Origin of the sequence: Streptomyces sp. NPDC059564 (assembly GCF_042735575.1) — a bacterium.
Taxonomy (GTDB): domain Bacteria; phylum Actinomycetota; class Actinomycetes; order Streptomycetales; family Streptomycetaceae; genus Streptomyces.
In genome coordinates, this window is the sequence record NZ_JBHWBP010000032.1 from 1 (window position 1) to 26,023 (window position 26,023).

The 26,023-nt window shown below is 71.9% G+C and carries 16 protein-coding genes and 1 pseudogene; 11 read left to right on the forward strand and 6 right to left on the reverse strand.

Features of this window, described 5'->3' with window-relative positions; all coding sequences use genetic code 11:
* Positions 1-29: 29 nt before the first annotated feature.
* The 3 genes and pseudogenes from ACFV0Q_RS09125 to ACFV0Q_RS09135 form a co-directional block, all read right to left on the reverse strand.
* Positions 30-1,439 carry a DUF1996 domain-containing protein gene (locus tag ACFV0Q_RS09125; protein WP_385002794.1) on the reverse strand — a complete coding sequence of 470 codons (1,410 nt, stop codon included), beginning with the start codon at positions 1,437-1,439 and terminating at the stop codon, positions 30-32.
* 9 nt (positions 1,440-1,448) lie between these two features.
* Positions 1,449-2,183: a DUF4142 domain-containing protein gene (locus ACFV0Q_RS09130; RefSeq protein WP_385002796.1), complete on the reverse strand. Its 735-nt coding sequence runs from the start codon at positions 2,181-2,183 to the stop codon at positions 1,449-1,451.
* Between the two features lie 294 nt (positions 2,184-2,477).
* A pseudogene (locus ACFV0Q_RS09135) lies at positions 2,478-2,690 on the reverse strand (GNAT family N-acetyltransferase); the annotation flags it as partial.
* Between the two features lie 641 nt (positions 2,691-3,331).
* Between ACFV0Q_RS09135 and ACFV0Q_RS09140 the strand changes: the two are divergent.
* The 9 genes from ACFV0Q_RS09140 to ACFV0Q_RS09180 all read left to right on the forward strand — a co-directional run bounded on the left by ACFV0Q_RS09140 (position 3,332) and on the right by ACFV0Q_RS09180 (position 16,701).
* Positions 3,332-5,209, forward strand: a complete 1,878-nt coding sequence (locus ACFV0Q_RS09140; RefSeq protein ID WP_385002799.1) for a histidine decarboxylase — start codon at positions 3,332-3,334, stop codon at positions 5,207-5,209.
* Between the two features lie 355 nt (positions 5,210-5,564).
* Positions 5,565-6,962, forward strand: coding sequence for a chloride channel protein (locus tag ACFV0Q_RS09145; protein ID WP_385002801.1), 1,398 nt, complete (start codon positions 5,565-5,567; stop codon positions 6,960-6,962).
* Positions 6,963-7,080: 118 nt separating this feature from the next.
* Complete coding sequence (locus tag ACFV0Q_RS09150) at positions 7,081-8,598, forward strand: gluconokinase, GntK/IdnK-type (RefSeq protein WP_385002804.1); 1,518 nt, start codon at positions 7,081-7,083, stop codon at positions 8,596-8,598.
* Positions 8,599-8,630: 32 nt separating this feature from the next.
* Complete coding sequence (locus ACFV0Q_RS09155; protein ID WP_385002807.1) at positions 8,631-9,554, forward strand: cyclase family protein; 924 nt, start codon at positions 8,631-8,633, stop codon at positions 9,552-9,554.
* 146 nt (positions 9,555-9,700) lie between these two features.
* On the forward strand, positions 9,701-11,281 hold the full coding sequence (locus ACFV0Q_RS09160; protein ID WP_385002810.1) for a GMC oxidoreductase: 1,581 nt from the start codon (positions 9,701-9,703) through the stop codon (positions 11,279-11,281).
* Between the two features lie 211 nt (positions 11,282-11,492).
* On the forward strand, positions 11,493-12,287 hold the full coding sequence (locus ACFV0Q_RS09165) for an SDR family oxidoreductase (RefSeq protein ID WP_385002862.1): 795 nt from the start codon (positions 11,493-11,495) through the stop codon (positions 12,285-12,287).
* 39 nt (positions 12,288-12,326) lie between these two features.
* Complete coding sequence (locus ACFV0Q_RS09170; protein WP_385002813.1) at positions 12,327-13,808, forward strand: cytochrome ubiquinol oxidase subunit I; 1,482 nt, start codon at positions 12,327-12,329, stop codon at positions 13,806-13,808.
* Positions 13,805-14,860, forward strand: coding sequence for a cytochrome d ubiquinol oxidase subunit II (locus ACFV0Q_RS09175; protein ID WP_385002816.1), 1,056 nt, complete (start codon positions 13,805-13,807; stop codon positions 14,858-14,860). The genes ACFV0Q_RS09170 and ACFV0Q_RS09175 overlap by 4 nt, the downstream gene beginning before the upstream one ends.
* 68 nt (positions 14,861-14,928) lie before the next feature.
* Positions 14,929-16,701 carry a cation:proton antiporter gene (locus tag ACFV0Q_RS09180; protein WP_385002820.1) on the forward strand — a complete coding sequence of 591 codons (1,773 nt, stop codon included), beginning with the start codon at positions 14,929-14,931 and terminating at the stop codon, positions 16,699-16,701.
* Here the strand turns inward: ACFV0Q_RS09180 and ACFV0Q_RS09185 are convergent.
* Entirely contained in the window at positions 16,698-18,542 is a 1,845-nt protein-coding gene (locus ACFV0Q_RS09185) for a glycoside hydrolase family 15 protein (protein WP_385002823.1), read from the reverse strand. The genes ACFV0Q_RS09180 and ACFV0Q_RS09185 overlap by 4 nt on opposite strands.
* 234 nt (positions 18,543-18,776) lie before the next feature.
* Here ACFV0Q_RS09185 and ACFV0Q_RS09190 point away from each other — a divergent pair, with 234 nt between their 5' ends.
* Positions 18,777-20,096, forward strand: a complete 1,320-nt coding sequence (locus tag ACFV0Q_RS09190; RefSeq protein WP_385002865.1) for a DUF2254 domain-containing protein — start codon at positions 18,777-18,779, stop codon at positions 20,094-20,096.
* On the opposite strand, the gene ACFV0Q_RS09195 is transcribed toward ACFV0Q_RS09190, so the two are convergent.
* Together ACFV0Q_RS09195 and ACFV0Q_RS09200 are read right to left on the reverse strand one after the other, a co-directional pair.
* Positions 20,062-21,207 (reverse strand): ABC transporter substrate-binding protein, encoded by a 1,146-nt coding sequence (locus ACFV0Q_RS09195; RefSeq protein ID WP_385002826.1) that lies wholly within the window; start codon positions 21,205-21,207, stop codon positions 20,062-20,064. The genes ACFV0Q_RS09190 and ACFV0Q_RS09195 overlap by 35 nt on opposite strands.
* A 122-nt stretch (positions 21,208-21,329) precedes the next feature.
* Entirely contained in the window at positions 21,330-24,125 is a 2,796-nt protein-coding gene (locus tag ACFV0Q_RS09200) for a SpoIIE family protein phosphatase (RefSeq protein ID WP_385002829.1), read from the reverse strand.
* A 326-nt stretch (positions 24,126-24,451) separates the two neighbouring features.
* On the opposite strand from ACFV0Q_RS09200, the gene ACFV0Q_RS09205 reads away from it, so the two are divergent.
* Entirely contained in the window at positions 24,452-26,017 is a 1,566-nt protein-coding gene (locus tag ACFV0Q_RS09205) for an alpha/beta fold hydrolase (RefSeq protein WP_385002832.1), read from the forward strand.
* Positions 26,018-26,023: the final 6 nt, after the last annotated feature.

Here is a 26,023-nt window from a genome sequence, read left to right on the forward strand (position 1 = left end):
CCCCGGGCCGGCGCCCGTGCGCGGCGGGATCAGCGGCAGGTGCGCCCGCTGTTGATGCAGTCCACCGCCTTGGCCATCAGGCCGTTCGACATGACGTTGATGAAGTCCCCGTGGTCGGTCACCGGCTTGTGCAGCTGCTCGGGGAAACTGTCCACGGCGAAGCGGGCGCCGGGGGCGACCCCGTAGACGATCCGCTGGACCAGCTGCGGGATCGCGGCGAAGCCCTTGGGGCAGCGGCCGTTCTTGTCCTGGAAGGCCACGTGCGTGCGGTGGTTGGCGCTGTCGGTGTTGCGCCCGTCCCAGCAGCTCTGGAAGTTGAAGGTGCGCACGACGTCGCTGCCCTTCGGGCAGACCGGGTACTTGTCCTTCAGCTGCCGGTCCTCGAAACCGGTGCAGCTCCAGGAGGCGTTGGCGTTGGCGGTTCCGTTGGTGAAGGCCTTGGCGTCGCCGGTGATGATGCGCAGGAACCGCGGCATCGCCTTGACCTGGCCGGCCGGGCTCCCCTTGAAGGCGATCGTGACCTGCTTGGGCCGCAGGATCGTGCCGACGTTCGCGTCCTGCCCGCCGCCCGGGGCGCGGGCGTCGCGCTCGGCCTTCCCGTCGCGCAGGCGCAGCACCGGCCAGTAGTAGGTGGACTGGTCGCCGTTGCCGCAGGTGGTTCCGGAGGCGGCGAGGCTGTTGTTGGAGGAGAAGGCGTTGGTCGACTTGTTGCCCACGTAGTCGTGCATGTGGTGGGCGCCGTTGGAGACGCCCGGGGCGACGATGACGTTGTCGGGGTTGAAGTGGCCGTTCTCGTTGCGGCCGCACTCCGAGCTGAAGGAGCCCGAGGAGGCGCCGCGCGCGGGCGCGGGGGTCTTCACGTTCGGCCGTACCTTGGTGATGTTGACGAAGTCGCTCTGCGCCGGGCCCCGTTTCTGCCCGATGCTGCGGGCGGCGTTCGGGTCGGACGCCGGGGCGGCGGCCGCGGCCGCGTCCGCGGCGGGGTCGGCTCCGGGGTCGGCTTCGGCGGGCGCCTCCTTCATGGTGCACCCGCTCAGCGAGTCCAGCCCCTCCGGGCGTCCGGAGGTGCGGCCGATCGCCTCGGACACGCGGTTGATGGTCGCGGAGCGCTGGTCCCGGAGCTTGCCCAGGAGCGCGTCCTTGGGCACCTCCTGCTTGCGCACCTGACCGGCCGCGAGCTGCCGGTAGGCGTCGGCCACCTGGACGTCCAGCTGGGCGAGGTTCTCGTCGACCTCGGCCCGTGCCTGGTCGGGGACGGCCGTGAGCCGGTCGCCCACGTCCGGACAGTCGATGGTGGCGGTCACCTCGCCGGTGCGGCCGGCGTCCTGGCCGGCGTTCGCGTTGCCCGCGACGACGGCGACCCCGCCGCCGCCCAGCACCAGCGCGGACACCGCCGCCAGGAGTTTCAACCGGGGGCGCCTATGGCCATTTTGACTCATGCGATCACTTCACTTCGTCGATCGGACGGGGGAGGAGAGGGGGGCCGGGGAGGCGGGGGCCGGGCTCGCGTCGGAGAGCGAGTCGAAGTCGACCAGCCCGCTCTCCTCCAGGACCGAGATGTGGTCCAGGACGGTGGTGTTCGCCGAGGTGGCCAGGGCCCGCACCATGGAGTTCCGGGTCTGCGCCCGTACCTGCGCCACCAGCTGGAACACCTTGCCGTGTGCCCGGCGCAGCAGCTGGACGAAGAGCCGTTCGTACTCGGTGCCCTGAGCGGCCGTCATCTGGTCGAGCCAGCCCTGCTGCTGCGCCGTGGGCCGGTCGGGCAGGTCCACGCCGAGGGCCTGGCCGACCTGGAGCACCTGACGGTCCAGATCGGTGTGGCCCATCACGAGGTGCTCCCCGGCGGTGCGCACCGAGGCGCGCGTCCCGCGCTGCTGGGCCTGCCGTCCGGCGGGCAGCTCCCAGAGCCCGGCGAGCCGCACCTTGCGGATGAAGTCCCGGTCGGTGGGGGTCAGCGGCCCGTACGCCGTGCTCATGGTCCCGCCGCCGTCGTCCTCGACCCCCGCGGGCAGGGCCGTCGCCGGCCCCGTCGTGGCGGCCGAGGCCCGGTCGCCGTACTTGGCCACGGGGATCAGCAGCGCGATCAGGGTGACGGCCAGGGCGGTGATGACCAGGCCGCTTCCGATCGTGTACTTCGTGGCCACCGACAGGCCGCTGACGGATCGCCGCCGGAATGACAGCACATTGCCTCCTTGCTCCGTGGGTCCCCGGCAGGAGACGCGGTGCCGGATCGGCCTCCGCCCGCATGTGCCGTGCGGTGCGCACCCGCTCTCCTGGGGTGCCACGGAAGCTAGTGCCCCGTGTGGTGCCACTGAGGAAGGACCATCACCATCGGATAAACATCCGGGCAAGCCCCCGAAAGCCTGCTATCGTCCGGCGGTCGTGCCCTTCACCGGCCGTCGCGGCGGCGGGCGGTGTCCCGGGAGTGCCACAGGGCCGCGTAGGCCCCGCCGGAGGCCAACAGGGCCGCTTGGCTGCCAAGTTCGCCCGGCGCCGCGCTCGCGCGCGATGTCCACCGCGTGCCCCATGAGGGCGCGGCCCACTCCCCGGCCCCGGTGCTCCGGGGCGACCTCGATGTCCTCGACGGTCAGCCGGCGGTTCCACGGGGTGTACGAGACGGCGACGAAGCCGGCGAGGCTGCCGTCGGTGCCGACGGCGACGAGGGTGCGGCCGTCGGCGTCCTCGCCGTCCTCGGGCCGCGCGGCCCGGAACTCGTATGCCGCGCCGACGGATTCGGGGGTCCGAGGATGAGTGCTCATGCCAAGACGCTACGAGCGTTCTGCCCGGGACAGGACGGATTTCGGCTGTTCGGCACCACCGGCAGGGGCATCGCGGCGGCGGTCTCCGGGGGAAGAGGTCGCCGTGGTGGCGGAGCGTGCTTGGGGCATGGCCGCATGCTCCCGTTCGCCCTGACCCGAAGCGCCCGATGTGACTGATACGAGCGGCTGCGCGCGGGCCGTTCCCGCCGTCGCCGAAACGATCCACCGGCGTCGCGGAGGGTCCCGTGCCAGACCTCGAACGAGTGATGGCGCGAGCCACCCGCAGGGGCCGCGCGATCCCGCCGGCCCCCGGGAGATCCGTACCGGCCAGGCCGGGCGCGGTGGGACCCGTGGCGGATCCCCCGCCCGGCTCGGCCCGGCGCGCCGTCCGGCCGGAGCTCGCCAATACTCGGAGTGTCGCCCGGTGACCTTGCGTAGTCGAAATCCCCGGCAGGAAGCCCGACGGTCGCCGGCCGACCCCACCCATCCCCGCCGTGTCCCTCCGGGCACGGCCGGCGGCGCCCGCGTGCCTGCCCGCGCCCGGCCCGCCCCCGTCAGCAGGGAGTCCCCCCATGACCGACGTCACGTCCCGCCCCCAGCAGCTCCCGCAGGTCCCGTTCGGTCCGGACGGCGAGACCTGGCAGCAGATCCTCGAGTCGCAGGGCCTGTCCAACGGCCACGCGCCCCCGGTGAGCGGCCCGATCGGGGATCCGCAGGCCATGTACCCGGTCGAGCCCGGCCTGGAGGCCCGCGCCTTCCAGCTCCCGGTCGGCGGACTGAGCGACGCCAAGCGGCGCAGGGCGCTGAGTTCGATGGAGCTCTACCTGGCCGACAGGCGCGACACCATGCTGGGCTACCAGGTCACCCAGAACATGAACGGCTACCCGACGGACCTCTCCCGGTTCATGGAGAACCACCTCAACAACATCGGCGACCCCTTCCAGAGCGGCGGCTACAAGCCGAACACGAAGGTCGTCGAACGGGCGGTGCTCGACTACTACGCGGCGCTGTGGAACGCGCGATGGCCGCACGACCCGCGCGTGCCCGAATCGTACTGGGGCTACATGCTCTCGATGGGCTCCACCGAAGGGAACATGTACGCGCTGTGGAACGCGCGGGACTACCTCGGCGGCAAGGCACTGATCGAGTCGGCCGAACCGACCGCGTTCGGAGCCCTGCGCTACGTCCAGGCCACCTCACCGCACATCGAGAACCTCAACGCCTTCCACCCGGTGGCCTTCTTCTCCGAAGACACCCACTACTCCTTCGCCAAGGCCGTGCGCGTCCTCGACGTCGACACCTTCCACGCGGCCGGCGAGGCCCTCTACCCGGGCAGGTGTCCGCTCACGGACGCCGAGGGCCGGCCGCTCAAGGAGTGGCCGACCGAGGTCCCCTCCCGCCGCGGCCCCTCGGGCAACTCCGCCGACGGCCCCGGCGAGATCGACATCGACGCCCTGGAGACCCTGGTCAAGTTCTTCGCCGGGAACGGGCACCCGATCATGATCAGCCTCAACTACGGCAGCACCTTCAAAGGCGCGCACGACGACGTCCGGCGGGTCTGCGAGCGCCTGCTGCCGATCTTCGAGGACAACGGGCTGCTGTCGCGCCCCGTGTACTACGGCAAGGACCCCAAGACCGGTGAGCCCAAGATCGACTTCCGCCGCGGCTTCTGGATCCACGTCGACGGAGCCCTCGGCGCCGGGTACGGGCCGTTCATGCGCATGGCCTACAAGGACCGCGGCTTCGGCTGGGCACCGGAAGTGAACCTCCCCGAGTTCGACTTCGGCCTGACGCTGCCCAGCGTGCACGGCGAGGCGGTCGACATGGTCGCCTCGATGGCGATGAGCGGCCACAAGTGGCCGGGGGCGCCCTGGCCGTGCGGCATCTACATGACGAAGGTCAAGTACCAGCTGACGCCGCCCTCCCAGCCGCAGTACATCGGCTCTCCCGACACCACCTTCGCCGGGTCGCGCAACGGCTTCTCGCCCCTGGTGACCTGGGACCACCTGGCCCGCCACTCCTATCAGGACCAGGTCAACCTGATCCGCACGGCGCAGGACCTGGCGATCTACCTGGAAGACCGGCTGCGGGAGCTGGAGCGCAAGAACAAGGTGGAGCTGTGGCCGGCCCGTACCCCGGGCGCGCTCACCGTACGGTTCCGCCGCCCCAGCGACAGGCTCGTGGACAAGTGGTCGCTGTCCACGGAGGACGTGTTCATGGTCCCCGGGGAGCGCGAAACCCGGCGCCGCTACGCCCACGTCTTCCTGATGGCGTCCACGACCCAGGAGAAGATGGACGAGTTCCTCGCCGAACTGGACAGGGAGTGCGCCGCCCAGCTCCTGCCGGGGGTCGACGCCGCCCCGTACCCGGCCGCCGGGGCGCCGGTGGTGCCGGCCGACGGCGTGCTGTCGCTGGGGGCGGTACCGGGGACGGGCCGCGGCTTCCAGTAGGAGGTCCTGCCCGTCCGGCCCGGGAGCGGCGGACACCCGCCGCTCCCCGGCTCACCCGGCCCAAAAGCAGTACACGCGACGCTGTTCCGCGGCCCGTCGGCCTTCCCGGGTGCGACATGCCGCCGCTGATTGAGGCGGCATGCCGCCATCGCACGCCCCCGGAGGTCCCGGGAGTCCGCTGAGTCGCGAAGCCTCCGGCCGGATGCTGCAATGACTCTGGAGGTCCGTCCGTCGCCGTGTGTCGTGTCCGCTACGGTCCACCCGCACCCCCTGGGAGATGAGCGAACATGCCCGGACCCCTTCGTGGCATCGCCCGCACGGCCGTGACGGCCGGAACCGCGACGGGACACGTCGGATGACGGCGTCGGACCCGCGGCCCGCGCGGCCCGGCGGGGGGACACAGCCCGAAGAGGCGGACCGGCTGCGCGAACTGCTGCGCAGCCCCGGCTATCTCAAGGCGCTCGTGTTCTGCGCCCTCATCGGTGTTCCGGTGTCACTGGTGGCGTTCTGGTTCCTGGTCGCGCTCCACAAGCTGGAGCACCTGATGTGGGGCGACCTGCCGAAGGCTCTGGGGTGGGACGTCCCGCCGTGGTGGTGGCCGCTGCCGCTGCTGCTCGTGGCCGGCGTGACCGTCGGGCTCGTGGTCTCCCGCATGCCCGGCGGCGGTGGCCACGTCCCCGCCTCGGGACTGCACACGGGCGGGATCACACCGAACGTCCTGCCCGGCGTGGTCCTCGCCGCCGTACTCAGCCTTCCCCTCGGCGCCACGCTCGGACCGGAGGCCCCGTTGATCGCCCTCGGCGGCGGCCTGGCCCTGCTCTTCCGGGATCTGGCACGGGTGCCGGCGACGGCCCAGAGCACGGCGCTCCTGGGTGCGGCGGGGGCGGCGGCCGCGGTCGCGGTGATCTTCGGGAACCCGCTCATCGCGGGGGTGATGCTCATCGAGGTGGCCGGGGTGGGCGGGCCACAGCTGTTCGCGGTCATGCTGCCCGCGCTCCTGTCGAGCGGGGTGGGCTCACTCGTGTTCACCGGCTTCGGCCGCTGGACCGGATTCAGTGCGAACAGCCTCGCCGTGAAGTTCGGCGTGCCCGCTCCGCGGCTCGATGCCGGGGACGTGATCTGGTCGGTCCTGATCGCGGTGGCCGTCGGCGGCACCGTGCATCTGATCATGGCAGGCGGCCGGATGACCGCGGAGTTCGTGGCGAAGCGTCCCGTCGTCCACACGACCCTGTGCGCCCTGGCCGCCGGCGTCTGCGGCGCCGCGTACGCGCTCACCACCGGCCGGTCGCCGGCGGACGTGGCGTCTTCCGGCCAGACGACGCTGAGCGGCCTGGCCGCCGATCCGCACTCCTGGGGGGTCGGGGCCCTGATCGCCGTACTCCTGTGCACGGGCGTGGCCTACTCCCTGTGCCTGGGCAGCCTGCGGGGCGGCCCGGTGTTCCCCTCGCTGTTCCTGGGCTGCGCCGTGGGTGTGCTGCTCGCGCCCCTGCCGGGCCTGGGGGTCGTACCGGGCATGGCCGCGGGCATGGCGGCCGCGACGACCAGCGCCTTGCGGCTGCCGGTCAGCAGCATCGTGCTCGTCGTCCTGGTGCTCGGCAGCGTCGCCATGGTCCCCGTGGTGATCCTGGCGGCCGTGGTGGCCTTCGTGACGACCCAGCTGCTGCCGCCCGGGTCCGCCGTTCCACCGGTGGGCAAGTCGGCCGGACCGCCGGCCGCGCATGCCCCCGCCGCCCGCGCGTCCGGCTCCGGCTGAGACCGCCGCCGCAGCTCTCGCACGGGTGCCGAGGTGCGCCGCGGACCGCGCGCGCCGAGAGTGGAAAGTACCCGGCCGGAGGCGGGACCGGGCCGTGGTACCGCACGGAGGAGGCCGGATGGCGCGTCACCACGTGAGGGAACCCATGCGGGGCCCGCCGCACGCGCCGACGGCCCCCGGCGCGGGGGTACTCGCGACCGTGGTGCTCGTGACCGGCGTGGCGGGGTCGGGGAAGTCCACCGTGGCGCGGCTGCTCGCCGACCGGCTCGGCTGGGCGTACCAGGACGCGGACGACTTCCACACTCCGGCGAACCGGGCCAGGATGGCCGCCGGCGAGGCCCTGACCGACGAGGACAGACGCCCGTGGCTGGTCGCCGTCGCGGCCTGGATCGACCGGCGCATCGCGGCGCGGGAACCCGCCGTCGTGGCCTGCTCCGCCCTCAAGCGCGCCCACCGGGACCAACTGGCCGGGGGACGGCCCGCCGTACGCCTGGTCCATCTGCACGGATCACGGCGACTCATCCGGTCCCGGCTGCTGTCCAGGCACGGCCACTTCTTCCCCGCGCGGCTGCTGGACAGCCAGTTCGCCGACCTCCAGGAGCCGGAGCCCGACGAGCACGCCTGCGTGGTGGACATCGACCAGCCCCCGCACGCCGTGGTCGCGGCGATCGTCGCCCAGCTCTGTGCCGTACCGACCGAGGAGCCGTACATGCCCCCCACAGCATCAGGAGAACAGTGGCGGCTGCGCCACGGCGCGCAGGCGGCGGTGGTGGTCGAACTGGGCGGCGCACTGCGCCACTACGAGGTGGACGGGCGGCCGCTCCTCGACGGATTCGCCGCCGACGAGCGGATCACCGGCGGACGGGGACAGCTCCTCGTGCCCTGGCCGAACCGGGTGGACGGCGGGCGCTACCGCTTTGGCGGCGAGGACCAGCAACTCCCGCTGACCGAACCGGAGAACGACAACGCGATCCACGGGCTCGTCAGGTGGGTGCCGTGGCGGCCGCTCGCCCGCAGCGAGGACGCGGTCACGGTGGGCACCGTCCTCTACCCGCAGCCGGGATACCCGTACCGGCTGGAGGTCGCCGCCGAGTACCGGCTGGGCCGCGAGGGACTCGAGACCACCGTCACCACCACCAACACGGGCGACACGGCCGCGCCCTACGGCGTGGGCCAGCACCCCTATCTGACCGTGGGCACCGACCTGGTGGACACCGCACTGCTGACCGTGCCGGCCGGCCTCCGGCTCGTCACCGACGAACGCGGCCTGCCGACCGGTGAGGAGCCCGTCGAGGGCACGGCGTACGACTTCCGCACCGCCCGGCCCCTCGGCGAGCAGCGCCTGGACACCGCGTACACGGGGCTCGACCGGAACTCCGCCGGCCACTGCGCGGTACGGCTGGCACACCCTTCGGGGGGCCGTGGCATCGACGTACGGCTCATCGAGGGCATCCGGTACGTGCAGGTCTACACCGGGGACACGCTGCCGGAGCCCGGGCGGCGCCGGCGCGGCATCGCCATCGAGCCGATGTCCTGCCCGGCCGACGCGTTGCGCAGTGGCACGGCCCTCACCGTCCTGGAACCGGGCGGCAGCCACGTCTTCCGGTGGGGCCTGGCCCCGTGGGGGTCCTGGTGACCCCGGACACCGGGCCGCCGGCGCCGCGGCCCATGACCGCCGACGCCTTTCGCGCGTTGTACGAGGAGCTGCGCGAGAGGAGCCCGCGTGCCCCGGACGACCGGCGCGGCACGCTCCGCCACCTGACGCCCGAGCGCGTGGTGGCCGCCGCCGCCGAGGTCCGCTCGGGGCGCACGGTGTCCCTGGCCGCGCCCATCGAAACCCTGCCCGGCCCGGACAACCCCGAACCCGCGCACCACCGGATGATCGCTCCCGCCGCCGGTGAGACCGGTGAGACCGGCGGCGACGGGCTGCGCTTTGCCCTCGACCGGTTCGCGATGAACGTGCACGGGGACGCGGACAGCCATCTCGACGCGCTGTGCCACGTGCTGTTCGACGGGGAGCTCTACAACGGCGTGCCCGCGAGCAGCGTGACGTCCGAGGGCGCCCGTGAGCTCTCCGTCGAGGTCGTCCGGGACGGCATCGTCGGCCGGGGCGTGCTCCTGGACGTTCCGCGGCTGCGGGGCGTGCCCTGGCTGGAGCCGGGCGATCACGTGACCGCCGATGACCTGACCGCGGCGGAGGCGGCTCAAGGGGTCCGGGTCGGGCCGGGGGACCTGCTGCTCGTACGGGTGGGGCACCGCCGACGGCGCCGGGAGCGCGGGGCGTGGAACGCCGCGCGCTCCCGGGCCGGCCTCCATCCCACGGCCGTGCGGTTCCTGGTCGAGCGGCAGGTGTCCGTCCTGGGCGCGGACGGCAACCACGACACCGCCCCCAGCGCGGTGGCCGGGATCGGCTTTCCCGTGCACGTGCTGGCCGTGCACGCCATGGGACTGCACCTGATGGACTACCTGCAGTTCGAGGAGTTGACCGACGCGTGCACGCGCGCGGGCCGGTGGTCCTTCCTGTGCGTGGTCGCCCCGCTCCGGCTCCCGTCGGCCACCGGCTCTCCCGTGAATCCGATCGCCGTTCTGTGACGGCGGCGCGGTGGCCCCGTCCGGTCGCCGCCCGCGGAGAGGAGGGATACGTTCGAAGAGGTGGGGTGGCTGTCGTGTCCCGGCAGCGCGCAGAGAGAGGGCCCGGCCACAGGGCGGGGCCCACGAGCGCAAGGACGGTGGTCGCCGTGGGCGACTCCCCGCACTACGACGTGGTCGTCATCGGGTCGGGCGCCGGCGGCGGCACCCTCGCCCACCGGCTCGCCCCGTCCGGCAAACGGGTGCTCATCCTCGAACGCGGTGACTACCTCCCGCGCGAGCGGGACAACTGGGACTCCACCGCCGTGTTCGTGAAGGGCAAGTACCGTGCCCCGGAGTTCTGGCTGGACAAGAACGGCGAGGCATTCCCGCCCGAGGTCAACTACTACGTCGGGGGAAACACCAAGTTCTACGGCGCCGCCCTCTTCCGGCTGCGGCCCGAGGACTTCGGGGAACTCCGCCACCACGACGGGCTGTCGCCGGCCTGGCCGATCCGGTACGAGGACCTGGAGCCGTACTACACCGAGGCCGAGCACCTCTACCTGGTCCACGGACGCCACGGGGAGGACCCGTGGGAAGGGTCGTACAGCGCCCAGTACGCCTACCCGCCGGTCGAACACGAGCCGCGCATCCAGCAGTTGAGCGACGACCTGGAGAAGCGGGGCCTGCACCCGTTCCACCTGCCCATCGGCGTCAACCTGAGCCAGGACCGGAACGGGCGGGCGACCGAATCCAGCGTCTGCATCCGCTGCGACCGCGTGGACGGCTTCCCCTGCCCGGTACGCGGCAAGTCGGACGCCCAGGTGATCTGCGTGGACCCCGCCCTGCGGCACCCGAACGTCGAAATGATCACCCATGCGCGGGTGGTGCGGCTGGAGACCGACCCGACCGGACGCAGTGTCAGCAGCGTCGTCACCCGGAGCGAGGACGGGCTGGAGATCTCCTACACGGCGGACATCGTGGTCGTCGCCTGCGGGGCCGTCAACTCGGCGGTACTCCTCCTGGCCTCGGCCGACGAGCACCACCCCCGGGGGCTGGCGAACAGCTCCGACGTGGTCGGCCGGAACTACATGCGCCACAACAACCTCGCCCTGATGGCCCTTTCGAAGGAGCCCAACGACACCAGGTTCCAGAAGACCCTGGCCCTGCACGACTGGTACCTCGGCGGCGACGACTGGGACTATCCGCTGGGCGGCATCCAGATGCTCGGCAAGTCGGACGCCGACCAGATCCACGGTCAGGCGCCGCGCTGGGCGGGTGCCGTGACCCCCGACATGCCCTTCGAAGTGATGGCCCACCACGCGGTCGACTTCTGGCTGTGCGGCGAGGACCTTCCGCTCCCCGACAACCGGGTCACCGTCGACGCGGACGGCACCATCCGTCTCGCGCTCGACGAGAAGAACAACACGGAGGGGCTGAAACGGCTTCGGCACAAGCTCCAGGGCATGCTCGGTCATCTGGGGATGCACGAGCACCACCTCCTGTCGCGCAGCATCTACCTTCACAAGGGCATGCCGATCGGCGCCACGGCGCACCAGGCCGGCACCGTCCGGTTCGGCAGCGACCCGGCCACCTCCGCGCTGGACGTGAACTGCAAGGCCCACGACCTCGACAACCTGTACGTGGTCGACACGAGCTTCTTCCCGAGCATCGGGGCGGTCAATCCGTCCCTCACGGCCATCGCGAACGCCCTGCGGGTGGGCGACCACCTCGTGGAACGGCTGGGCTGACCCCGCGGCTTGCTCCGACCGGGGGGTGATGCTGGGCCGCGTGGCCCAAGGGCACCCCGCCCGGGCCGCCGATCTCCGGAGAGGGTGATTCGGTGGCGTTCGGACCCTGTCGGGCCGCGGTCCGGCGGACCGGATCCGGACCGGGCAGTCGAGGAGGCAGTCGATCGTGAGTTCCACCGAGGGCGTACCGCGGGGAGCGATCCCCGCCCACCTGCTCAAGGGCCAGAAAGCGCTGGTCACCGGCGCCAACAGCGGGATCGGCAAGGCCACGGCCATCGGCCTGGGCCGGGCCGGCGCCGATGTGGTCGTGAACTACGTGGCCGGCAGGGAAGAGGCCGAGAAGGTGGTCGCGGAGATCGCCTCGTTCGGCGTGCGCGCCGCCGCGTACGAGGCGGACGTGTCCCAGGAGGACCAGGTCGTGGCCATGATGGACCGGATGGTCCAGGAGTTCGGCACGATCGACATCCTGGTCGCCAACGCCGGACTGCAGCGCGACGCCCCGTTCGAGGAGATGACGCTCGCCCAGTGGCAGAAGGTGCTGGACGTCAACCTCACGGGCCAGTTCCTCTGCGCGCGGGAGGCGACGAAGGAGTTCCTGCGGCGCGGCGTCGTCCCGGAGGTGTCCCGGGCGGCCGGAAAGATCATCTGCATGAGCTCCGTCCACCAGATCATCCCCTGGGCGGGGCACGTGAACTACGCCTCCTCCAAGGGCGGCGTGCAGATGATGATGGCCACCCTGGCCCAGGAACTCGCGCCCAGGAAGATCCGCGTGAACGCGATCGCGCCCGGAGCCATCAAGACGCCGATCAACCGGAGTGCGTGGGAGACGGCGGACGCCCAGAAGGACCTGCTCCGGCTGATCCCGTACGAGCGGATCGGCGAGCCGGAGGACATCGCCTACGCGGCCGTGGCGCTCGCGTCCGACCTCATGGACTACGTCGTGGGCACCACGCTCTACGTGGACGGCGGGATGACCCTCTTCCCGGGCTTCGCCACCGGAGGCTGACCTCCGTCCGGCCCGTCATCCCGAGCGGCAAAGGAACGTATGCACACCACGGTCCACCTGCTGGCGGCAGACCCCGCCCAACTCCTGCCGGCCAGGGAGCTCATGGCGTTCACCCTCGCCTCCCACATCATCCTGGTGCCGATGGGAGTGGCGCTGCCGCTCATCACCCTCGTCATGCACTACCGCGGCCTGCGCGGGAACGACGCCACGGCCCTGCTGCTGGCCCGGCGCTGGTCGGCCGTGATGGCCGTGCAGTTCGCGATCGGGGTCGTCACCGGCACCGTGCTGTCGTTCGAGTTCGGCCTGCTCTGGCCGGGCCTGATGGGCAGGTGGGGCGATGTCTTCGGCATCGGGTTCGGCGTCGAGGCCTGGGCGTTCTTCCTCGAAGCGGTGCTCATCGCCATCTACCTGTACGGCTGGCGCAGGCTCAAGCCCCGCACCCACTTCCTGCTCGGGCTGCCGCTGCCGGCCACGGCGCTGCTCGGGGCCTTCGGCATCCTGGCCGCCAACTCGTGGATGAACACCCCCCAGGGGTTCTCGCTCGACTCCCAGGGCAACCCGGTCGACGTGGACGTCTGGAAGGCCGTCTTCACGCCGATGTTCGGGCCCCAGTACTGGCACTTCGTGGTGGCGATGCTGGTGACGGCGGGCTACGTCGTGGCAGGCGTCTACGCCGTCGGCTGGCTGCGCGGCCGCCGGGACCGCTACCACCGGCTCGGCTTCGCGGTCCCCTTCACCATCGCCGCGATCGCCACTCCGGTGCAGTTCATGCTGGGCGACTCGATCGCCCGGCAGGTGTTCCACAAGCAGCCCGTGAAGTTCGCGGCCATGGAGATCGTCTGGGACACCGACACGCACGTCCCGGAGTACCTCTACGGCCGGCTCCACCCGGACGGCACCGTCTCCGGCGGCATCAAGATCCCCCAGCTCGACTCCATCCTGGCCGGGTTCCGCCCGGACACCAAGGTGACCGGACTGACCTCCGTACCGGCGAGCGACCGGCCGAACGCCACTCAGGCCACCATCGCGCACTGGGCCTTCGACACCATGGTCGGCATCGGCAGCGTGCTCGTGCTCCTCGCCCTCTGGTACGGCCTGGTCTGGCTGCGCCATCGCCGGCTGCCCGACTCGAAGTGGTTCTACCGCGGCGCCGCCTGCGCCGGCGTCGGCTCCGTCATCGCCGTCGAATGCGGCTGGATCACGACCGAGGTGGGCCGCCAGCCCTGGATCGTCTACCAGAACATGCGCGTCGCCGAGGCCGTGACACCGACCCGTTCCACCAGCCTCTGGATCATGTTCGGCCTGGTGATCGTGATGTACCTGTGCATCTTCGGGGCGTTCCTGATGGTCCTGCTGAAGATGCGCGACCGCTGGCGACTGGCCGACGAGCAGACGGGCGGGCGGCCCGTCGAGGCACCCGAGGCGGTCACCCCCTACGGCCCCCGGCCCCCCGTCCCGGCCGGCGACGCCCGCACCCCGGGAGACGGCGGCTCCACTCCGTCCGGGGGTGATCGGCCGTGATCGCCGACGTCGTCGCCATCGCGATGCTGCTCGCCGTGACCGCCTACGCCTGCGCCGGCGGAACCGACTACGGGGCCGGCTTCTGGGACCTGACGGCCGGGGGAGCCGAGCGCGGCAAGCGCCCCAGATGGCTGATCGACCACGCCATGGCCCCCGTGTGGGAGGTCAACAACGTCTGGCTGATCTTCGCCCTCATCCTCATGTGGACCGGGTTCCCGGTGCTGTTCCAGACCGTGTTCACCGCGCTGTGGCTTCCCCTGGCGCTGGCCGCGCTCGGCATGGTCCTGCGCGGCGCCGGATTCGCCCTGCGCAAGCCCAGCCGCCGACTGGCCCGGCGGCGCCTGTACGGGGCGGTGTTCGCCATCGCCTCCGTGCTCACCCCGTTCTTCCTCGGGGTGGTCGTCGGCGCCGTCGCCTCCGGCCGGATCGCACCGGGTACCGAAGCCTCGGCGGACGCGTGGGCCACCCCCGCCTCCCTCATGTTCGGGCTCCTCACCGTCGCCGCGACCGCGCTCCTCGGCGCCGTGTTCCTGACAGCCGACGCCGTACGCTTCGACGCACCCGACCTCGTCGGCTACTTCCGGCTGCGCGCCCTCCTCGGTCTCGTCGCGGTGGCCCTGCTGGCGGTGGGCGTGCTCCTCGTCACCCGCGGCGACGCCCCCCACGTCTGGCACGGGCTCACCCACGGCGCGGGACTCGCGCTCGCGGTCGTGTCCGCCGTGTTCTTCGCCGCCACGGCGCTGCTCGTGCTGCGGGGAGAGGCCCGCCGGGCCCGCTTCGGCGCCGTCGGCATCGTTGCCGCGGCCGTCTTCGCCTGGGGGCTCGCCCAGCGTCCCTACCTCATCCCGACGTCCCTGACCGTGGCGGACGCCGCGGGCGATGCCCAGACGCTGACCTGGCTGTCGGTGGTCAGCCTCATCGCCCTGGTGTTCGTCGTCCCGGCCGTCTTCCTCCTGTACTGGCTGGACACCCACGGCGAGCTGGAGCCCCTCACCGACTCCGACCTGCGCCGGGCCCGCCCCGCGCAGGGTGACGCGGCCGACGGCGACTGACGGGGCGGCCGGCCGCCGGAGCCCCGTGGAGTTCCCATCGTGCCCGTGAGGCGAGGAAGGAGACCGCCGTGAGCGAGGACGACATCCTCCTCGGCATCGCCCTGGTCGTGGCCCTGGCCGCCGCCTGCCAGATCCTCGCCGGGAAACTGCGCGTCCCCTCGCTGATCCTGCTGCTGCCGGTCGGTTTCGCCGCGGGCGCCCTGACCGACGTCGTCCATCCGGACCAGCTGATCGGGGAGGACTTCTCCGCCCTGGTGTCCCTGTCCGTGGCGGTGATCCTCTACGACGCCGGGCTCGGCCTCGACCTGCGCAACCTCACCGGCCGCACCCGCGCGGTCGTGGGCAGGCTGCTGCTGTTCGGGGTCGTCCTCACCTTCTTCGGCGTCTGCGCCGTCGCCCCGGCCCTGTTCGGCATGTCGCTGCGGGTGGCCGCGATGGTGGGCACGATCCTCCTCGTGTCGGGGCCCACGGTCGTGGGGCCCCTGCTCCAGTACGTGCGGCCGACGGACAAGGTACGGCGCCTGCTGATCTGGGAAGGAACGCTGACCGACCCGATCGGCGCCATCCTCGGTGCCGTCGTCTTCCACGCCATCGCCACGACGCACCAGATCGACATCGGCCGCGGGTACCAGATCGGACAGTTCCTCCTCAGCATGGCCGTCGGCCTCGCCGGCGGATGCGTGGGGGTCGCGCTGCTGTGGCTGACCCTGCGCGTGCTCCGGCTCGGCGAGGCGCTCGGGACGCTGGCGCAACTGGCCACGGTGATCGCCGTGTCGGCGGGATGCGACATCGTCCGCGACGACACCGGGCTCATCGCCGCGATCGTCACCGGTATGGCCGCGGCCAACATCCGGGGCTTCGACATGCCCGCCCGCCGGCCCTTCTTCGAGACGCTGGTCCAGCTGATCATCGGGCTGCTGTTCATCTCCATCTCGGCCGGCGTCACCCCGGCCTCCCTGAAGCCCGTGCTCCTTCCCACGCTCGTCCTCGTCGCGTTCCTCGTACTCGTGGTGCGGCCGCTCGTGGCCTTCACCGCCACCATGGGCAAGGACATGACCATGGGGGAACGGGCGTTCGCGGGATGGATGGCCCCGCGCGGCATCGTCGCGGCCTCCACCGCGGCGGCCTTCTCCGCGAGCCTCGTCGAACTGGGGCTGCGCGGGGCTTCCAAGATCCTTCCCATCACCTTCCTGGTGATCGTCTCGACGGTCGTGCTGTACGCCCTGACCGCCGGCCCCATGGCCCGGCGGTTCGGCGTCGCCGTGCCGAACCGCACGCGGCCCCTCCTGGTGGGCGGCGCTCCGTGGGTGGTCGCCCTGGGAACGACCCTGCGGTCGGCGGGGCTCGACGTGCAGATGTGGGCGGGACTGGACGAGGAGCGCGATCGGATCAAGGCCGCCGGGATCAAGCTGGCCAGAGGAGACCTACTGGCGACGGCCACCAATCCCAGGGCGCGGCTGGAGGGAGTCAACGCCGTCTTCCTGCTCACCGACGACGACGACTTCAACGCGCTCGCCTCGGTGCTGGTCGAGGACAACGTCGAGGGCCCCGTCTACCGGGTGGGACCGCCCCACGAGAGCCACGGTGTCGTGGCGCCCTACACGGGCGGCGCCGTCCTCTTCGGCGGATCGCTCGTCAGGCACGTCCTCGCGGCCCGGTACGAGCAGGGCGCCCGGTTCCTGGTGGAGCCCGCGTCGGCCCCGCTCCCGCCGGGACACGAAACGCTGTTCGTGGTCCGTGGCGACGGCCGGCTGGAGCCGGTGGACGAGACGCGGGGCGTCATCCCGGAAAAGGGCGACCTCGTCGTTCTGCTCGGCCCCGTCCCGTCTTCCCCCGTCTAGCCGCTCTGCCCCGCGCGGTTCAAGGTGTCGTCCAGCGTGATGGCCGCGTCGATGAGCGCCAGGTGGGTGAACGCCTGCGGGAAGTTACCGAGCTGACGGCCCGTCAGCGCGATCTCCTCGGAGTACAGGCCGAGGTGGTTGGCGTACGTCATCATCTTCTCCAGCACGAGCCTGGCCTGATCGGTCCGCCCGGCCCGTGCCAGGGCGTCGACGTACATGAAGGTGCACAGGGAGAAGGTTCCTTCCGAGCCGCGCAGGCCGTCGGGCGAGGCCTCGGGATTGTAGCGGTAGACCAGGCTGTCGGTGACCAGTTCCCGGTCCATGGCGTCCAGGGTGGACGTCCACATCGGGTCTTCGGGGGTGATGAACCCGACCGTCGGCATCCGCAGCAGCGACGAGTCGAGCACGTCGCTGCCGTAGTGCTGGACGAACGCCCTGCGCGACGGGTCCCAGCCCTTCGCCAGGATCTGCTCGTAGATGTTGTCGCGCTCGGCGGCCCAGCGGCCGCTCTCGGCCGGCCGGCCGTGGGCCACCGCCAGCCGCAGTGCCCGGTCGAACGCGACCCATGACATGACCCGGCCGTACGTGAAGTGCTTGCGCCCGCCGCGGGTCTCCCACAGCCCCTCGCCGGCCTGGTCCCAGTGGTCCACGAGCCAGTCCAGCAGGGTGCGCAGCGAGGTCCAGCCGTGGACGTCCAGGTGGATGCCGTGCTGGTGGGCGAAGGAGATGCTGTCGAGCGCCTCGCCGTAGATGTCCAGTTGCAACTGGGTCGCCGCGCCGTTGCCTATGCGGACCGGGGCGGATCCCTGGTATCCCTCCCAGTGCTCCAGGGTCTCTTCGTAGAGATCGGAGGAACCGTCCACCCGGTACATGATGTTCAGCGGTCCCGTGTCGGTGTCGCCGCCGGCCTTCTCCTTCACCCGGTCGCTCAGCCAGCCGATGAACGCCCTCGCCTCTTCCGTGAACCCCAGTCCCAGCAGGGCGTACACGGAGAAGGACGCGTCACGGATCCAGGTGAACCGGTAGTCCCAGTTGCGCTCGCCGCCCAGTTGCTCGGGCAGGCCCGCCGTGGGGGCCGCCACCAGGGCGCCGCTGGGTGCGTACGTCATCAGCTTCAGCGTGATGGCGGAGCGCTCGACCATCTCGCGCCACCGGCCCGCGTACCGGGACTGGTGGAGCCACGACCGCCAGTACTGCCGGGTGTCGTCGAAGAGCTGCTGGAACTCGGCGACGCGGACCTCGCGCGGCGGTCCCGCCGCGGCCGACTCCATGACGAGGCCCCGCTGTTGTCCGGCCTCCAGCGGAAGGGTGACGCGCAGGTCGTGATCGCCGGTGAGGGAGTGCACCACCCGTTCGTCCTCCGGCTCCCGCACCACGCTGAGGGTGAGTTGCAGGTCGTCCGAGGCGAACACCGCCCCGTTCTGGGTGAGGTGCAGGGTGTGGGGCTTGCGGCCGTAGTCGAACCGTGGGGCGATGTCGATGCGGAACGTCATGCTGCCGCGTACGCACCGGAGCATGCGGACCAGGCGGTGGCGGTCCGTGGCCGTCGTTCCGGTCACCGGCATGAAGTCGACCACCTCGCCGGCACCGGTCTCGGTCATGAACCGCGTCACGAGGATCGCGGTGTCCGGCAGGTACAGCTGCTTCGTGGTGTACGTCTCGTCCGTGGGTCTGACCGTGAAGTGCCCGCCCTTCTCCCAGTCGAGAAGGGCTCCGAACACGCTGGGCGAATCGAAACGCGGGCAGCAGAACCAGTCGATCGTTCCTTCCGTGGTCACCAATGCCGCGGTCTGCAGATCACCGATGAGGCCGTGATTCTCGATCAGCGGGTAGTCGGCCATGGGAGAACCCCTTTCGACGCCACCCAGTCAGGTTAAGCGCGGAATTCGCGGCGAGCCCGGCGAGCCGGGCTCGCCCCTGCGTCCGCCGGGAATCGCCATTAACATGGAACGGCACGAACTGAGCGTTCAGGCCGCATCGCACCGCCGGATCCGGAGGCTGCCCGTGCCGTCGAACCTTGCGCCGGTTCCCGGAACCCGCGGCGGTCCGCGGTGTGGACCGCAGGGGTGCGGACGATGATGTCCTGGGCGGCGCGCTTCCGGTTGCGGCAGTACGTCAAGGCCAGCCTGTGGATCATCCCCCTGATCGGACTCCTGCTGGGCGCGGTGCTCGCCGAGTGGGCCGCGGGCGTGCAGAGGGCGGGCTGGCTGCCGGACGACTGGCAGTACTCCGCGACGACGGCGAGCAGCGTGCTCAGTTCCGTCGTCGGCGCCATGGTCGCGCTGCTGGGGTTCGTCGTGACCATCGGCGTACTCGTCGTCCAGCAGGCCACGGGAACGCTGTCCCCGCGCTACATGCGCCTGTGGTACCGCGACCGGCTGCAGAAGGCCGTGCTGGCCACGTTCACCGGCACGTTCGCGTACGCCTTCTCCCTGTTGCGCAGAATCGAGTCGGACTACGTCCCCGACCTGGGCGTGACCCTGTCCGGCGTGGCCGTCTCCGTCAGCCTCGTGCTCCTGCTGATCTACCTCAACCGGTTCACCCACAACCTCCGGCCCGTGGCCATCGCCGACCTGGTGGGGCGCTTGGGCGAGAAGGTGCTCGTCCGCGCGACCGAACGCGTCCACCGCTCGTCGGCTCGCGACGAGGCTTCGCCGGCGCCCGCCGGTCCGGTGACCCCCATCCGGTCCGAACGGGGCGGAGTCATCCAGGCGTTCGACGCGGCGGGGCTGATCGCCACCGCCGTCCGCCACGACTGCGTCCTGGTCCTGGCCCACCAGGTCGGCGACTTCGTACCGCCCGGCACCACCCTCGTCGAGGCCCACGGCTCCGCGCGGGCGCCCGACCCGCGGCGGGTGACCGGGCTCGTCGCCCTCGGCACCGAGCGCACCATCGAGCAGGATCCCGCCTTCGCCCTGCGCATCCTCGTCGACATCGCCATCCGCGCCCTGTCGCCCGCCGTGAACGACCCCACGACCGCCGTGCAGGTGCTCAACCACATCGACACGTTCCTGCACGTGGTCGGCGGGGCCCGGCTCCGCGGCCGGTACGTGCTCGCCGACGGCGAGGGCCGGCCCCGGCTCGTGGTGCCGGGCCGCGGCTGGGAGGACTACCTGCAACTCGGCGTCACCGAGATCCGTGAGTACGGGGCCACGTCCCTCCAGGTGTGCCGGCGGCTACGGGCGCTGCTGGACGACCTCCTCGAAACCCAGCCGGCCGAGCGCCTGCCGGCGGTACGCGCGGAGCTCGCCCTCCTCGAAGAATCCGTCCGGCGGGCGTTCACCGACCCCGCCCGCCGCGCCGGCGCGCGGACGGCCGACCGGCAGGGCATCGGGGGCGGGCGGCGCCCCGGAGCGGGCCCTAGCCCGAGACGGCGTCGGCCCAGCCGCGGTTGACGGTCTCCCTCGCCTTCTCCCTCTGCGCCTCCGTCGGAAACGTCGGCGTGCCCTCGACCGTCGGCAGTTTGCCGGCGGCGGCCTTGTCGAGGGTGCCGTCCTGCGCCATGGCGTCCATGAGGACGGGGCGCGCATAGGCGCCGAGCCGGATGTTCTGGCCCTCCGGGCTGAAGAGGTACTCCTGCCACAGACGTGCCGCCGCGGGGTGCGGGGCGTCCTTGTTCACCCCGTTCGCGTAGTACTGGGCGAAGCTGCCGTCGAACGGGATCGCGGTCCGCCAGTCGATGTCCGCGCCCTTCTCGCGGAATTCGTCGGCGTACCCGAGGTTGAGGAAGTCCCAGTCGATGCTGATCGGCGTCTGGCCCTTCGCGATCGTGGCCGGGGTGGATTCGACCGGGATGAAGTTGCCGTTCTTGCTGAGCTCGGCGAAGAAGTCGATCCCGGGCTGGATGTCGTCGAAGGAACCCCCGTTCGCCAGGGCCGCCGCATACACGCCGGCGAAGGCGGAGCCGGACTTGGTGGGGTCGCCGTTGAGCGAGACCTGGCCCTTGTACTCGGGCTTGCGCAGATCGGCGAAGGTCGAGGGGCAGGTCTTGACGCGCTTGGCGTCACAGCCGATCGAGACGTAGCCGCCGTAGTTGTTGTACCAGCGGGCCTGCGGGTCCTTCTGTTCCTCGGGGATCCGGTCGAACTCGGCGACCTTGTACGGAGCGAGCAGGCCCTGCCGGGCCGCGGACTGTGCGAAGGAGCCCCCCACGTCGATCACGTCGGGGGCGCGGCCGTCGCCCCTGTGCTCCTTCAGGGCGTTGATCTCGTCCTGGCTGGTGCCTTCCGGGCTCTCCACCGTGACCTTGATCCCGTACTTCTTCTCGAAGCCGTCGATCAGTGCGTCGTAGTTGGCCCAGTCGCTCGGGAGCGCGATGGTGTTGAGCGAGCCCTCCTTCTTCGCCGCCGCCGTCAGTGCCGCCAAGCCGCCGGCGTCCGCGGCGGAGGTGGCCACCGCGGGCGCTCTGGGCGCGGCGGCGGGCTCGTCTCCGCAGGCGCCGAGGGGCGCCGCCGTGAGGGCCAGGAAGGCGGCGACGGAGGCTGTCCGGAGGCGGGCTACGGGCACAAAGGCTCCAAAACGGGCGGTCGCGTACCGATCAAGGCCAGCGTACGGTCGGCGGCCCCGGCGGCGCAGTCCCAGACGGTGGTGTCCGCCGTCTTCCCCGCGGCTGCCGTACCGGCGCGTACTCAGGACCCCTCGTCGTCCCACCCGGCCAGGAGCGCCTCCCCGAGATCCGCCGCGGACGGTGCGGCCCCGTCGTAGAGGGCCTGCTCACTCCAGATGATCTTGCCGCGGGCGGTGTACCGGGTGCCCCAGCGCTCGGCGAACTGCGCGACGAGGAACAGGCCGCGGCCGCCCTCGTCGGTGTCCTCGGCCCGGCGCAGGTGCGGGGAGGTGCTGGACCCGTCGGAGACCTCGCAGACCAGGCTGCGGTCGTACAGCAGCCTCACCCGGATGGGCTCGCTGCCGTAGCGGATGGCGTTGGTGATCAGCTCGCTGAGGATGAGTTCCGTGGTGAAGGCGATGTCCTCCAGGCCCCAGTCCGCCAGGCGGCGGGCGCAGGCATTGCGCACCGGGGACACCGCCGCCGGGTCGGGGGACACGTCCCACTCGGCGATCCGCGCGGGGTCCAGCCGACGGGTGCGGGCCACCAGCAGCGCGACGTCGTCGCTGGGCCTGGTGGGCAGCATCGCCTCGATCACCGCGGTGCAGGTTTCCTCCGGGGTGCGGGCGGGCCCGGCCAGGGCGGCGCGCAGCACGGCCAGGCCCGCGTCCGGATCGCGGTCGCGGTTCTCGATCAGCCCGTCGGTGAAGAGCGCCAGCAGGGAGCCCTCGGGCACGGTGAGCGCCGTGGTCTCCACGGGCATGCCCGCGCCCAGGCCCAGCGGCGGGGAGACCGGCACCTCGGGGAAGGACACGGTTCCGTCGGGGCGGACCAGAGCGGGGCCCGGATGCCCGGCGCTGGCGGCGGTCACCTGCCCCGAGGCGGGATCGTAGATGGCGCACAGGCAGGTGGCTCCGGTGATCCCCTGCCACTCCTGCTCGTCGGTGTCGATGTGGGCGACCAGCTCGTCCAGGTGGCTCACGAGCTCGTCCGCGGGCAGGTCGAGGGTGGAGAAGTTGTACACGGCGGTGCGCAGGCGGCCCATGGTGGCGGCGGCGTGCAGACCGTGGCCGACGACGTCGCCGACCACCAGGGCCACTCGGGCGCCGGGCAGCGGGATGACGTCGAACCAGTCGCCGCCCACCCCGGCCTGGGCGGGCAGATAGCGGTGCGCGACCTCGACGGCGGACTGCTCCGGCACGCCCCGGGGCAGCAGGCTGCGCTGCAGGGTGACGGCCATGTTGTGCTCGCGGGTGTAGCGGCGGGCATTGTCGACGGACAGCGCCGCCCGGGCGGTCAGCTCCTCGGCGAAGGACACGTCCTCCTCGTCGAACGCCGGGGAGTCCTGCCCCCGCCAGTAGCCGGCCATCCCCAGCACCACGCCCCGGGCCCGCAGGGGCACGACGATCAGGGAGTGGATGCCGCGGTCCAGGATCTGCGCGGCGTTGGCCTGGTTCTGGGTCCGCCAGCGGTGGGTGGCGCGCAGGTCCGCCTCCATCACCGCATGGCCGCCGGCCAGCCCGGCGGCCATGGGACCGGCGGGAGCGAACCGGATCAGCTCGCCGACGGAGGTGAGCGGGTGGTCGCCCTGAAGGCCCGCGACGGCCGTGCGGCGCATCTCGGTGATCACCTCGGGCGGCTCCTCGCCGCGCAGCACCGGGTCCAGCAGGTCGACGGTGACCACGTCGGCGAACCGCGGGACCGCCACCGCCGCCAGTTCCTCCGCCGTGCGCTCCACGTTCAGCGTCGTTCCGACCTGCACCCCCGCGTCGTAGAGCAGCTTCAGCCGCTCGCGGGCCACCTCGGCCCGGCCGGCGAGTGCCCGCAGCTCGGTGGTGTCCCGCAGTGTGACGACGGTCCCGGCCTGCCCGTAGGGGGCGGTGGGCCGGATGTTCACCGCCAGCAGCCGATCGGCCGCCATGTGCAGCTCGTCGGTGGCGGAACGGCCCGACGCGATCGAGCCGGCGATCCCCTCCTCCAGACCCAGGTCCGTGACGGGGAGCCCCTCCGCGTTCACCGGCAGATCCAGCAGCCGCCGCGCCTCGTCATTGGCCAGCAGCAGCCGTCCGCCGCCACCGATGATCAGGACGCCCTCCCGCACCGCGTGCAGCACCGCGTCGTGGTGCTCGTACATCCTCGTCATCTCGGCCGGCCCCAGGCCGTGCGTCCGGCGCAGCAGCCGGCGGCTCACCAGGGCGGTCCCGCCCGCGGACAGGGCGAGCACCGCGGCCGCGCTGCCGAGGACGACCGGCAGCTGCCGGTTCACCATGCTCTGGACGTTCTGGACCGTGACCGGGGAGGAGACGACGGCGATCACGCGGCCGTCGGCGTCCTTGACGGGGACCACCGAGACCACCGACTGCCCCAGGGACCCTTTGAACGTCTCGGTGAAGGACTTGCCGGCCGCCGCCTTGGAGAAGGGGCCGACGACGCGTTTCCCGATCTGTTCCGGGTCGCTGTGGGCGACGGTGATCCCGTCGAGCGTGTACACGTTGATGCCGTCGACCCCGGCGATCTTCCGGGCCGCCTCGGCGCTCGGCTGCAGCACCGCGCTCGGGTGGGGGCCGCGCAGGGCCGCGACGATCCCCGGGGATTCCGCGAAGGTTCCGGCGGCGGCGAGCGTACGGTTCCGGGCGTCCAGCATGGCGTAGCTCCGGGCCTGCACCACGAGGGTCACCACCGCGGCGGCGACGAGGAGCACCACGACGGCCAGCTGCAGGAGGAACACCTCGCCGGCCACGCTGCGCACGCTCAGCAGGGAGGACAGCCGCTGCGGCCGCCGCGCCCCCGCCTTCGGGGGCCGCGCGTGCTCCTGACGCTCCTGGCGGCGTCCTGAGCGGGGACGCCGCTGGGGAGAGGATCCAGGAAGGTCGCTCACACTCCATCTTCTAACCTTTACGGGCCGTCGGCAGCAGGGGGCGAACGTCCGCCCGGCTTCCCTCCGGGCCGCTGCCGGCCCGGAGGCTCCTCCGGCCGGTTTCCGTTCCTGGTTCTTCGACGAGGACGACGTCAAGCGGTCGTGCGTCCGCCCTCCCGGCGGCGGGTACCTCGCGGTAGAGGGACCGGACCGTGGGCCCTTTTGGCCGGCGGCCGTCCGTGTGCGCGTGTCCGGACCAGCCGGTACCGTCGATTACGTGCGTTCCGCCCATACCGCCGCGGCGTCGCCCGGCGGCCAGCTGTCGATCGGCAGAGGAACGGGATCACATGGCAGAGCACGGCTCCCGTCACGGGATCGCGGTTGCCGGGGCCGGTCTGGCCCTCCTGGCGGCCCTCGGCCCGACCTCGGCGGGCGCCGCCCCACGGAACGCCGATACCGGCACTGGCGCCGGGCCCGGCTCGGCCGCCGCGTCACGCTTCGTGCCGGGTCCCTGCCCCAGGACGCCCGAGCCGATCGAAGCGCTGGCCACCGCCCGGTGCGGATTCCTGGAGGTCCCCGAGAACCGTGCCCGCCCCGGCGGGCGGACCATCCGGCTCGCCGTCGCGGTCATCCCCGCCGCCTCGGCGAAGCCCGCCCGGGATCCCGTGGTGTTCATGTCGGGCGGCCCCGGTGGCGAGACCTTCGACGACATCCCGTTCCTGGTCTCCTCCGGCCTGAACCGGGACCGCGAACTGATCATCATGGCCCAGCGCGGCAATCTCTACGACAAGCCCGACCTCGCCTGCCCGGAGCTGGACCGCTTCTACGCCCGGTCCGTCGGGCTCCCGTCCTACGCACCGCAGACCGAAAGGGCCATGCTCGACGCGGTGAAGCAGTGCCGGGACCGCCTGGCAGCGGACGGGACCGACCTGAGCGCCTACAACAGTGCCGAGAACGCCGCCGACTTCGCCGGCCTGCGCACGGCACTGGGCATCAAGCAGTGGAACGTCTACGGCCACTCCTACGGCAGCAACCTGGCCCTGACCTACCTGCGCCTGCACCCCCAGGGGATCCGCGCGGTGGCGCTCGACTCGGTCGCCCCCGCACAGTACGTCTCCCTGCCGTTCGCCTGGGCCACCGCCCGGGAAGGGCTCGACAACCTCTACACGGCATGCGCCGCCGAGCCCCGCTGCAAGAACCGCTACCCGGACCTCGAACGCACCGTGAACGAGCAGGTGCGCAAGCTCCAGGCCCAGCCGCTGACCCTGAGCGTCCGCCCGCCGCAGGGCGGCGACCCGGTGAAGGTCGTCCTCGACGGCGGCGCCCTGGTGAACCTGCTGGTCGCCAAGGCGATCCCGTTCAAAGACGTCCCGGCGGCGATCGACGAACTCGGCCGCGGACGTCCCGAGCGCTTCGCCCGGGCCCGCGCCGCCGGCTCGGTCCAGGTGGACGGCCAGACCGCCCACGGTCTGACGCAATCGGTGGTGTGCAGCGAATGGGTGCCCGGTCACTCGCCGTCCGACGTGCTGAAGGCGGGCCGCGAAGCGTTCCCCCAGTGGCCGGAGTCGGTCCAGGCCCAGGCGCCCCAACTGGCCTTCCAGTCCCCGATGTGCCGCATCTGGAACGTCCCGGACCGCACCACCGGCCAACGGGTGGCCACCACCAGCTCGGTGCCGACGCTCTTCATCAACGGAACGTTCGACATGAAGACCAGCCCCAGCTGGGCGCGGAAGGCGGCCAGTTCGCTGTCCCACTCGACCACCGTGCAGGTGCCCGGGATCGGGCACTGGGTGGTTCCGCAGTCGCCCTGCGCCCAGAAGGTGCTGGCATCCTTCCTCGCCCGCCCGTCCGCGCCCGATACCGGCTGCGTGGCGGGGCTCAGGTGGGAACCGTTCACGATCACCCCGAAGTGACCGGGA